Here is an 11944-nt window from a genome sequence, read left to right as displayed (position 1 = left end):
AAATTCTCGATTCATGTTAAATTTTTGCACACTCTTTAATTCTAAATATTTTTCGAGAGGTATCGTACTTCTTAAATCCTTAGAGAAATTTTGTCTGACTCCGTATCACGTTTATGTGATAGCTTTCGACTTCGAAACTTTTAACGCTTTAAAGAAACTGAATCTTCCAAATGTCACTGCCATAACTTTGGAGGAATTCGAAGATAAGGAATTGCTGGAGATCAAGAAGAGTCGTACGATCCAAGAATACTGCTGGACGTGCACTCCATCTACTATCGCCTATTGTATCCATACATTTAACCTGGATCAATGCACTTACATTGACGCAGATTTGATGTTTCTTTCAGATCCGAAAGTTCTTCTGGATGAAATGGGCGAAAGTTCGATACTTTTGACCGAACACAGATATACTCCGAAATATGATCAGTCCTCGATAAGCGGCATATATTGCGTACAGTTTATATCCTTCAAAAACGATGTAAGAGGCATGAAAGCGCTCCAATGGTGGCGGCAAAAGTGCATAGAATGGTGTTATGCAACGATCGAGAATGGAAAATTTGGCGATCAGAAATACCTGGACGATTGGTATGACAGATTTGAAGGCGTTCACGTATTAAATAATTTGGGAGCTGGAATCGCTTCCTGGAACGTACAACAGTATTGCTTTTATATTAAAGATAATTCAGTTTTTGGAATAGATTTAAAATCGAAGACGGAATTCCATGTTATATTTTATCATTTTCACGATTTTAAAATTCTAAGCGACGGCTGGTGGGGACACACCGGTGGATATGAAATCTTCGACGGAGCATATAAATGCTTTTATGAAAATTATTTAATTCAATTACTTGAGTATAAAGATCTTTACGCAGGCGTGGAAACCGACGAGGTGAAGTTACCGGATAATCTAAGCACTTATTTCCCGAAACCATCGGCAGCTTTATTAGGAAGGCTATCGGATCGAGACGATATTCTTTATGCTTTATCCATATTGGCGGGTAAAGCATCGTCGTTTGACGATGCTGAAGCGTTACACTTTCTGATCAGAAATAATTTTAGACTAACGTATTCCGATAATGTCTTATCTGAATTAAATTCCTTGATTGACGGCAAACAAGTCGGATTTCAAAAACGAATTCAATCAACATTTTTTCCAGCTAAAGAAAACGTTACCTACTGGGATAGAGGAATCAACGTAGGGCCGCTAGATTTAGAAAATAATTTCTTTGAAATTGATTTTGATTTAGGGAGATTTTCCTCGCGCGATACTCATATTTCTTGGACCCCAATTAATTTTGGATACCTTTCGGTTCGGCTGGAAAGTATTAAGTTTGAATCGACGGGTAACATAAACTCTGAGGTTAGGGTTGATCCCAAGAATATCCGTCACAATGGAATAAGCCAAAGAGGAGGATGGGTTGAATTTATTCGTCTAAATCCGGCGTTCTTGAATATACCGATTCCCGCCGGAGCAGGAAAGATGCGTCTACTCGGTGAATGGAAGCTGCATCGACCGGAGGAATTAGGGAATCGAATTTTTCAAATAATTCGAAGGAGTCCGTTCTATTGGCTGCAATACATGTTTATCAATCCAAGAAGATTTCTAAGGAACATTGTTGGTCGTATTCGCCGATTTAACGATTAAATGGCTGTCATTCCTTGATATTGAAATAAGTCCTCACTTCTGATCGTTGCAGCCGGTCCATTAACTGTTAGCTTGTTCAAGGATATTAATTGCTGTGTGATCGGCTCAATTGGTGATGCACACTAAGCGCATTTTAGCACTGTAAATGAATACCTCGGTTTTTTTAAACAAGGAGCATTCCTTAAGCGTCAGGGAATCGGGATCTTAAATGCTGAAATTTTCGAGACGCCATACTATTTGAACTTTTTTACTAATGCGATCAGCTAGAGATCTGAGAACGTTCAGATCTTGAAAAGTGATTTCAATGACTATTATTACGACTGTCACCCCATCATTCAATCAAGATAAGTACATAGAGAGAACTATACGTTCCGTTTTATCTCAGGAAGGTGAATTTTATCTCGATTATATCATCATGGACGGCGGTTCTACAGACTCGTCCGTTGCAATCATAAAGAAAATCGAAGCGATCATACTATCGGGACAGATTGTCGCAAACATTGACGGTTTGAATTATTATCTTCCGCGAAAAGATAACGAATTATCCGTAGGTTGCTTGGGTTTAAGCTATAGGTGGTTTAGCGAAAAGGATAAGGGGCAAGCTAACGCAATTAATAAAGGATGGAGATTGGCGAACGGTAAAATTCTTTCTTGGCTGAATTCGGATGACATATATGTTTCCGGCGCATTAGCGACAGCAGTATCTGCCTTTAGCGATTCTAATATTCATTTCTTATACGGAGGAAGTCTTCATATAACCGCCGACGATTTGGTCATTGAACCTTACCCTTCGGAGCCTTACGATCGGGAACGGTTATTCGATTATTGTTATATTTCGCAACCTTCCGTTTTTATCAGGAAGGAGGTTTTTGACCAAGCAGGGGAAATCAACGAAAAGCTCGCTTACTGTATGGATTATGAATATTGGCTCAGGATTTCAATGCTATATCCTTTGAATTTTATTTCGAGAATCCTTGCTTGTACAAGAATTCATGGTGAAACGAAAACCAGTTTTAGGCTGAAAGTCCATTCTGAGATATTGGCGATGCAAAATAGCCTCCTCGGAGTCGTTTCGGAGCATTGGTTATATCACTATGTGGGAATTTGGATTAAAGAAAATATCAAAAATTCCATTATAAAAAGAAAATTCGTTTATCGTTCAATATTCGTTCTAGTTTTTCTATTACTTGATTTTAGATTTAATTACGGTCGTATTTCTATAAATAGGTTTTCAACCATCGTCCGAGGGGGATCTCGGTGAAGGAATACTTTATGCATACGCAAAAAATACCTTATGGATGCGAGTTGATCTCCGTTTTGGAAACCGAGAATTCGTTCATAACCAGAATTGTATGTCATAATACGTGGAGCGGAAAGAACATTACATATTCAAATCCGGTAGGGCTAAGAATATCTATATCTTCCTCTATGATTCGAGTTTCTCGAACCGAATTCGAGCGATATGAAAGTAATATTTGATATATCAGTATTAGGTTGGGCACAGAAGGACAATAAAGCCAGAACCGGCGTTTTCCGAGTTATAGAGAATTTATTAACTCAGTTGCTTCAGGATCGAAATATCGAACTATTCCTTTGTTCGATTGATGGAAATTTTGAAAATTGCATTTGTTATTTAAGGGAAAATGAATATGACGATTCTCGTTTCATTTATCCAGGCAAAAAGAGTCGAATTTCCCTTTTCTATAAAGTTATATACAGTAAGTATTTCAGAGAAGAATGGTGGAGCAATCGGCCCCTTCTTTATCCGTTATTTTTTTTATTTGCATTCATCGATAGGATTTTCTTTCTAAAAAAAATGAGGAGAGCCGTTCCGAAGCAATATTTGAATTCTCATTTTATTTTTCATTCTCCTTTTTTGCCTATTCCCGAATATATCAGGTTGTCTAATATCCTCAAAGTCATTACGATTTACGATCTAATTCCGATACTATATCCGAAATATTTCGTTAATTCAGAATTTCATTTAATTCATAGGATTATCGGATCGATCGATCGTAAAACGAACGTGATAGCCATTTCAGAATCTACGAAGTTCGACCTTTGTAAATACAGACCCGATATTAATCCTGCTCAAGTTTTCGTAACTTATCTTGCCGCTTCGGAATCTTTTTATAAGGTATCCGATACGGACGCGATCGAGAAGGTAAAAACGAAATATGGAATACGATCCGAAAAATACATATTAAGTCTCTGTACTATAGAACCTCGTAAGAATTTGGAAGTCATTATTAAGGCGTTTGCGAAGCTGGTAATTTCGAGCAATGTTCCGGATACAAATTTAGTTTTAGTCGGAACGAAAGGCTGGAATTATGATTCGATTTTTGATGAAATTGCACTTTCTTCCGAGGCGAAGGAGAGAATTGTCGTAACAGGTTATGCAGCGGATTCTGATTTGGCCCAATTGTATAGTGGAGCTAGCTGTTTCGTTTATATGTCCTTTTATGAAGGTTTTGGATTGCCTCCATTGGAAGCAATGAAATGCGGAGTTCCAGTGATAGCATCAAATTCCTCATCAATTCCCGAAGTTATCGGAGACGCGGGCATTCTGTTGGAACCGACGGATGAAGAAGGCCTCGCACGAAATATATTGAATGTTTTAACGGATAGAACTTTGAGAGAAGACTTGAGCAAGAAGGCGATCGCTCAGGCTAGAAAATTCGATTGGAGAAGTTGCGAGAGCCGAACAGTGCAGGCTTATTCGAATAGTAGAATGTCCGAGACTGCTGAGATATTTTGAATTAGAATGAAAAAAATTTTAGTAACCGGTGGCGCAGGTTTCATCGGATCCAATTTGGTAGGTAATATATTGAAGAATACGGCCGATTACGAGGTCGTAGTATTGGATAAGTTGTCATACTCGGGTAATCTGAACAATTTATCGGATTGGTTTTCGAATAAGAGATTTTCCTTTAAAAAAATCGATATTTCTAATATTGCCGAGGTCGAGTCTTTTTTCGCTGGGAACGATTTCGACGCGATTATTCATCTAGCTGCGGAAAGCCATGTCGATCGGTCAATCGCATTTCCCGGTGATTTTATAAATACGAACATCGTAGGAACATTTAACTTACTCGAATCGGTTAAAAGAAAAATTATAGCGAGTAAAAGAAAAATACGATTTCTTCACGTCTCGACCGACGAAGTCTTCGGTTCCTTGTCCGAATCGGATCCTTCATTTACCGAAAATTCATGTTATAAGCCCAATTCTCCTTATTCCGCTTCCAAAGCGGCGTCCGATCATTTGGTGAGATCCTATTTTCATACCTATCATTTGGATGTGATTACGACCAACTGTTCGAATAATTTTGGCCCCTTTCAATTTCCTGAAAAACTAATTCCTGTCACGATTATAAATTGTTTGCAATGGAAACAAATACCTGTCTACGGGAACGGAAGTAATATCCGTGATTGGCTATATGTCGAAGACCATTGCAATGCTCTTCGTTTAGTATTAGAAAAGGGAAGAATAGGGGAAAGTTATAATATTGGTAGTCGGAATGAATGTAGAAATCTAGATATCGTAACTTCGATTTGTGAAATAATGGATCGACTAGCTCCTCAACAAATTTCCTATAAATCACTAATTCATTTTGTGGAGGATCGACCGGGTCACGATTATCGTTATTCGATTAATCCCGATAAAATTGAAACGGAATTGGATTGGAGACCTGAGTTCACATTCGATGCCGCTCTAGAGGAAACGATCAAATGGTACATAGCGAATGACGTGTGGTGGAAAGATATACTTACCGGAAAGACCGATAATAAGTTGGAATTTTTAGAAAGGAAAGATCGTTTAACATGAGAAAAGGGATAATATTAGCCGGCGGTTCCGGTACCCGTTTATATCCGGTTACTCGAGTCGTTTCTAAGCAGCTTTTACCGATCTATGATAAACCGATGATTTACTATCCGTTGGCAACCTTAATGCTTGCAGGTATTCGGGAAATATTACTTATAACTAATCCGGAATCGATACACTTATTTAAAACCCTCTTAGGAGACGGAACCCACTTGGGCATCCAAATCGATTATGCAGTGCAACCGAATCCAAACGGCATTGCCGAGGCTTTCATCATCGGGGAAAAATTTATCGAAGGAAGTCCTTCCGTTCTGATTTTAGGAGATAATATTCATTTCGGAAATGCGCTGTCGGAAATGCTGGAGAGGGCCGATTTAAAGACGGATCTATGCACGATTTTTGCTTACCCCGTACATGATCCGGAAAGATACGGAGTGGTTGAATTTAGCAGCGATAGAAGAGCCATTTCTATCGAAGAAAAGCCTGCGGCTCCTAAGTCGAATTTTGCAGTAACCGGACTTTATTTTTATGATAGTAGCGTCGTAGAAATAGCAAAATCTCTAAATCCGTCCTTTCGCGGCGAACTAGAGATTACGGACATTAATAAAGTCTATTTAGCGAATAACAATTTATCCGTCGAAGTTATGGGAAGAGGATTTGCTTGGTTAGACACCGGAACTCCGGAATCTTTGCTCGATGCGTCCGTATTCATCGGTACGATTGAAAAACGACAGGGTCTAAAAGTAGCGTGCTTGGAAGAGATTGCATATCGCAAGGGCTTCATTACTCATTCGGAAATGGAAAAAATAATCGGAAGCTTGAAAGGGAATTCATACGGTCAGTACTTACAAAGAATAATTACCGAGAATATTTTCTAAGGAGATAATCTCAATTTTTACGTGCTTTGTAGTAATTTGAAGATGGATTCTTCGTCGGTATAATCGGATGGGGAGATTTTGTCGTATCCGAGTATCTTTTATCATTAAGATACATATCTAGAAATAACCGAATACTTTCGGAGAATGAAGAAAAGTCTTTTCATCGACTTTTTAAAAAATAAACTCGAATCACCGATGCGCTATGTCCATTCGGAATACTTTAGCCGTTAATATATTATGAAATGATGAAAGTCCTTTTTGATCATCAGATTTTTTCTCTTCAAAGGTACGGGGGGATTTCTAGATATTTCAGTAATTTGATACAAGGATTTCGAACAGATTCGTCTTTCGGAATAGAAGCTGAATTAAGTCTCGAATTCAGTTCCAATGAATATGTCCGTGAAGTTTGGAATCCTCAATTCTATAATCGTCTTTTCCCTCACGACTTTAAAATTCCCGGCAAACGACGTTTGCTTCGTTATGTAAATCTTCCTTTTTCGCTAGCGAGCCTAATTTCTAACGAATTTGACGTATTTCATCCTACCTATTACTTCCCGTACTTTTTGCCTTTTTTAAAGGATAAACCTTTTGTTCTAACGGTTTATGATTTAATTCATGAAAAATATCCGAACGATTTTAAGAACGACCGGACTACCTACTATAAACCTACATTAATCGAAAAGGCCGCACGCATTATCGCTATTTCTGAATGTACTAAAAGAGATCTACTGAAGACATATAAAATCCCGGAGGAGAAAATCGAAACAGTATTATTGTCTATCGATCCTGCAGTGAAATTTTTAAGGCAGGAACGCGTCTCTTTGCCGGAAGGAAAATGTATCTTATTCGTCGGCGGTAGGGGGACATATAAAAATTTTCAGTTCCTTTTGGAGTATCTTCCAATCTTCCTAAAGGAAAACCCTGACAGTTTCCTATTTTGTGCAGGGGGAGGAGGATTTAATCGGATTGAGATAGAGAAAATTCGGAAAGCGAATATGGAAACGAGAATTATTCAAATGGATGTGGATGACGCGCAGCTTCGGTATTTATATCAAAATGCATACGTTTTTATTTTTCCGTCGCTATACGAGGGTTTCGGATTACCGGTTCTTGAATCGATGGCAAATGGTTGCGTGCCACTCTTGGCGAACCGTAGTAGTTTGCCTGAGGTAGGAGGGGACGCCGCTTTCTACTTTGACCCGGAATCGGGCGCTTCCTTTCTCGAATCTCTTGAGGAGGCGTGGAAGGACGGTCCAAAGCGTACCAGGATTTTACGATTGGCTACCTCGCGAATCTTGGACTTTTCTTTGAAAAAAATGGCTACCGGAACTGCAAACGTTTATCGAGCAGTTGCATTCGACAAAACATATTAAAGTTGGATGAGATTATCTATCCAGTGCGCTATTGGGAAGAAATGATTTGCGATTAAGTAGAATTATCAACAAGGGGAAATTTCTTCTATTCTTGCGAGTTCTGCTAAGTTCGCCCGCAATTCTTTTATTGTATGTTCGATTACTTTGGCTGAGTATTCGGTTAAAGAAGCGCGTCGTAGTTTATACCGGAACTTATGGGCAGCTAGGTAATCGATTGATCCTGTTTTTACATTTTATTCAATTCTGTAAAAAGTATGATTGCGTTTTTATTTGTCCTTCCTTCGGCGAATACGCCCATTTTTTTAAGCAATTCGATGCGAATTTTGTCCCGAGTTACCCGGCGCATTTGAAGAATTGGTCTCTTCTCAAGTCGAAAAACTGGAAGCGATATCCTTTTTATCTGAAAGTGATTTCTGCCTTACAATTGAAGATTCGTCTGTTCCCGTTTACTATCGCCGAGAATTTGCATTTTTTTGAATATTCTGATGCAGCTGATTCGGAATCCAATGTGAAGAATTTCTGCGGCAAAACGTTTTATCTTGACTCGGATTCTTTTTTGAAGAAGGCGTTTAAATCGAAAATTTTGCTGATGTCCGGCTGGCGTTATCGTATCGGCGGATTCGATACTAGCCGTCAAATGCATGAAGACGTATTAACATTTCTCGCTTTTAAGGACGAAGCGATTGATAAAGTTGTTAATAGAATTAAAATTCTTCGGAGTCAGTTTGATAAGATTGTCGCGGTCCATCATAGGAGAAAAGATTATCGGGAATGGTTAAATGGAAAATTCTTTTTCGAAATTGACGATATTAAACGGAAAATGGCCGAAGTAAGTGAAGTATTGAAAGAAGCAGGATTTCAGAAAATTCTATTTATTATTTTTTCCGATGAAAAAGATGCGGAGTATTCAATTCCTTCCGTAAATGTTCAAATGTCGGACGGAACTACGGCTGAAGACTTATATTTCATGTCACGATGCGACTTTATTATCGGACCCCCGAGCACGTTTTCAGGTTGGGCTTCTTTTTCCGGAAGAGTGCCGATTTTCCATATATTTTCATTACGCGAGAAAATTCGCCTAGAATCCTTTACTATAATCGAGACTTGGAATGGGGTCGAAGTCCCTCTACTTTCGGGTGAGAAATTTATTCTTTAACCGTAATTTTTGCATGGGAACCGGCGATGCATCCATTAATCGATCGAACTTCTAATTTAATGCGCTAATCGTTTAACCGGTAATCAGGATATATATTGATAGAGGAATTTTATGATGCCTAAAAGTAATAAGATTGGTTCCCATTTTAATGCATGAAATTCAGAGATTCGTCGCTCCGATTTTAAAAGGATCTGAATATCTTTTTTTTGGGACTTCTTCCGGAGTCGGCAATGTTTCTTACTCTCCAGAAAATGATAATTCGACATTAATTCTCTCTGCGAAGGAATCTCTGTCGTTCGCTTCCTATTTTAACGCGATTTTTCCTCGGCATTTGATTAAAATTTACGGACCCGGGAAATACTGTTTTGAATGTTTAATCGAAGGCGACGGGAATATAAGCATTGAATTTTGTTTTCGAGATGGCCGCAAGTCCACCTTCTTTACGAAAGATATAAACAATTCGGACGGTTCACTTTTAATAACAGTCGAATTGGAAATTAATTCTGAATCGCCGGATATGATTTATCCGAAACTGAAAGCCGGGAGTAATTTAAAATTTTCCAACGGAAATCTGAAGAAAACTTCAGCGGCTCGGAGATCAGGCAGATTAGCAGTTTGTATTTGCACCTATAAGCGCGAAGAATTTTTGTTCAGTAATCTAAAAACTTGGCTCGAAGATTCTGTCGTTGCAAAAAGACTTGCGATTTTTATTTCTGATAACGCCGGAACGATTCCATCTTCCCAAATGCCGACAGATTTGGAGAGCTATCTTTTTTCTAATCCAAATTACGGCGGTTCAGGAGGCTTTGCCCGAGCCTATCTTGAAGCAAAAGATAAAGGAAATTTCGATTATTTCGCATTTTGCGACGACGATGCAATCATTCATCCGGAATCTTTTTTTAGATTGATTTCGATACTTGATTCATCGATAGAACCGGATAAATTATTGCTTTCCGGCGCTATGTTCGATTTGAAGCGACCAAGGGAAGTTGTCGAAGCCGGAGCTAAATTTTACGTCGAGGATTCTCGGATTAATTCCTATTATGCAGGAATCGATTTGAGTCGACCGGAAAATTTGCAATCGTATGCAATGGCCGATACTCGAAATGTAAAGAATTATTCGGGCTTTTTTTTTACCGGGTTCGGTACGAAGAAAGATGAAACGACGGCATTATATCCGCCTTTCTTTATTAGGGGCGATGATATAGCATTCGGATTGGTTCGTTCACTTTCCGGATCGGAGGTCTTATCTTTTCCAGGGATGGCGGTTTGGCACGAACCATTTTATGCGAAAGTTAATCCATGGGTAGAATATTATAATTATAGAAATTACGGAATTTTGCATTTTGCCTTGAATAACGAAGGGCGGTGGTCATTAATCAAAGTTTATATCGTTCGTTTTTTCGGTTATCTATTTACATTCCAATATGAGACTCTGAAAGCCGCCATAGACGGGATAAGGGATATTTTGGGCGGTCCGAGCTTGCTATCTGGTTTGGACATGGAAGCGAAACACATCGAGGTAATGAAAAAATATGCTCCTGAAACTGTCGGAACTGGAAAGCCGTTATTAAGACGGAACGGAGTTATGCAAATTATATTTAATGCTGCATTGTTGCCGTTTTCTTTAATTAGCTTCAATTTGATTTCTTTCTCTTTTTTTCCCTCTCGCATGAATCGATCGCGGGGGGTTGCTAAAGCCGTTTTTAATTCTTCAGGGAGTTCCTTACTTTTTGATTTTGACGAACGACGTCCGGAAGTGTACGTGAGAACCAAAAGCGTTGCAAAAACTTTTCGTCTTGCGCTATCCGCTCTTCGTATAATATTTGAAATTGTTATTCATCATCGCCGTTTATCTTCGCTTTGGCGCGAGGAATTTAACGGATTCAGTTCCGAATCTTTTTGGAGACAAAAGCTTGCACCATTCAGGTGATCAAAACTCTCGCAAAATCCTCATCGTAGGCGCCGGTTTTTCCGGCGCCGTTGTCGCTCACGAACTATCGGAAAGTCTATCTCCCAGACCGCAGATAACCGTTTTAGACCAACGCTCCCATATTGCTGGGAATTGTAATACTCATCGCGATGCATCGACCGGCGTAATGCTCCATGAATACGGCCCTCATATTTTCCATACGGATGATTTGGATACTTGGGAATATGTGAACTCCTTCGTTCGCTTCAGACCTTTCGTGAATAGGGTAAAGGGTGTGCATCAAGGCGCCGTATATTCCTTGCCGGTGAATCTGCATACGATCAACCAACTTTTTGGAACTCAGTTAGGCCCCGCAGAGGCGAGAGAATTTTTAAAATCTCAGGCTGCGGTTAATATCGATGAGCCTGCAAATTTCGAGGAACAGGCTTTGAAATTTCTCGGTGAGAAAATATACAAAGCCTTCTTTTACGGTTATACTCGAAAGCAATGGGGTTGCGATCCTAAGGAACTCCCCGCGTCGATTTTGAAACGATTGCCGGTGCGATTTAATTACGACGATAATTACTATGCGGATCCGTACCAAGGTATCCCTGAAGAAGGATATACGGAGATTATCCGTAAGATGCTGGATCATCCTAATATACAGGTAACGTTGAATAGAAAGTTTTTACCTGAACGGGATTCGCTAGGCTTCGATCACATTTTCTATACCGGCCCGATTGATGAGTATTTTTCCTTTCGCCATGGTCGATTAGGATACCGGACCGTGACTTTTGAGCGTAATGAAGGAGAAGGCGATTTCCAAGGGAATGCGGTGTTAAACTATTGCGATGTTGACGTGCCTTGGACGCGAATTCATGAGCACAAGCATTTTGCTCCTTGGGAAGTGCATCAACGAACGGTTTGGTTCAAGGAATTTAGTAAGGAAACTTCGCCGAGCGATATTCCGTATTATCCGAAAAGATTAAACGAAGATATGGAAAAATTCGCTAAATACGAAGCGGAGGCCGTGCAGCAAAAGAACGTGACTTTTTTAGGTAGATTAGCCACGTATCGATATATGGATATGCATCACGTAATTAAAGAGGCAAGGGCGATAGCAAAAGAATTTATCGGGAAGGCGGAATAATAGTTCG

At 39.4% G+C, this 11944-nt stretch carries 9 protein-coding genes; all 9 read left to right on the top strand.

All coding sequences use genetic code 11. The features are described 5' to 3' along the window. The first annotated feature begins 13 nt into the window (after positions 1 to 13). The 9 genes from LEP1GSC058_RS19770 to glf all read left to right on the top strand — a co-directional run bounded on the left by LEP1GSC058_RS19770 (position 14) and on the right by glf (position 11937). Positions 14 to 1645, top strand: a complete 1632-nt coding sequence (locus tag LEP1GSC058_RS19770; protein ID WP_016547803.1) for a hypothetical protein — start codon at positions 14 to 16, stop codon at positions 1643 to 1645. A 304-nt stretch (positions 1646 to 1949) separates the two neighbouring features. Continuing rightward, positions 1950 to 2906: a glycosyltransferase family 2 protein gene (locus LEP1GSC058_RS03840; protein WP_016548132.1), complete on the top strand. Its 957-nt coding sequence runs from the start codon at positions 1950 to 1952 to the stop codon at positions 2904 to 2906. 201 nt (positions 2907 to 3107) lie between these two features. Beyond that, positions 3108 to 4403, top strand: a complete 1296-nt coding sequence (locus tag LEP1GSC058_RS03830; protein WP_016548021.1) for a glycosyltransferase family 4 protein — start codon at positions 3108 to 3110, stop codon at positions 4401 to 4403. A gap of 6 nt (positions 4404 to 4409) precedes the next feature. Next, positions 4410 to 5471, top strand: a complete 1062-nt coding sequence (gene rfbB / locus LEP1GSC058_RS03825; RefSeq protein ID WP_016547961.1) for a dTDP-glucose 4,6-dehydratase — start codon at positions 4410 to 4412, stop codon at positions 5469 to 5471. Further along, the gene (gene rfbA, locus LEP1GSC058_RS03820; protein ID WP_016548237.1) at positions 5468 to 6346 is read left to right on the top strand and encodes a glucose-1-phosphate thymidylyltransferase RfbA; all 879 of its coding nucleotides are present in this window, start codon (positions 5468 to 5470) and stop codon (positions 6344 to 6346) included. The genes rfbB and rfbA overlap by 4 nt, the downstream gene beginning before the upstream one ends. A 242-nt stretch (positions 6347 to 6588) precedes the next feature. Further along, positions 6589 to 7719 carry a glycosyltransferase family 4 protein gene (locus tag LEP1GSC058_RS03815; protein ID WP_016548283.1) on the top strand — a complete coding sequence of 377 codons (1131 nt, stop codon included), beginning with the start codon at positions 6589 to 6591 and terminating at the stop codon, positions 7717 to 7719. A 46-nt stretch (positions 7720 to 7765) separates the two neighbouring features. Beyond that, the gene (locus LEP1GSC058_RS03810; RefSeq protein WP_016548150.1) at positions 7766 to 8875 is read left to right on the top strand and encodes an O-fucosyltransferase family protein; all 1110 of its coding nucleotides are present in this window, start codon (positions 7766 to 7768) and stop codon (positions 8873 to 8875) included. Positions 8876 to 9023: 148 nt separating this feature from the next. Further along, positions 9024 to 10808: a glycosyltransferase family 2 protein gene (locus LEP1GSC058_RS03805; RefSeq protein WP_016548206.1), complete on the top strand. Its 1785-nt coding sequence runs from the start codon at positions 9024 to 9026 to the stop codon at positions 10806 to 10808. Beyond that, positions 10792 to 11937, top strand: a complete 1146-nt coding sequence (gene glf, locus LEP1GSC058_RS03800) for a UDP-galactopyranose mutase (protein ID WP_016547922.1) — start codon at positions 10792 to 10794, stop codon at positions 11935 to 11937. The genes LEP1GSC058_RS03805 and glf overlap by 17 nt, the downstream gene beginning before the upstream one ends. Positions 11938 to 11944 lie beyond the last annotated feature (7 nt).

The sequence above is a fragment of the Leptospira fainei serovar Hurstbridge str. BUT 6 genome (assembly GCF_000306235.2).
Lineage (GTDB): Bacteria > Spirochaetota > Leptospiria > Leptospirales > Leptospiraceae > Leptospira_B > Leptospira_B fainei.
Note: the sequence above shows the minus strand (reverse complement) of the source record. Positions and strands in the feature narration are given on the sequence as shown.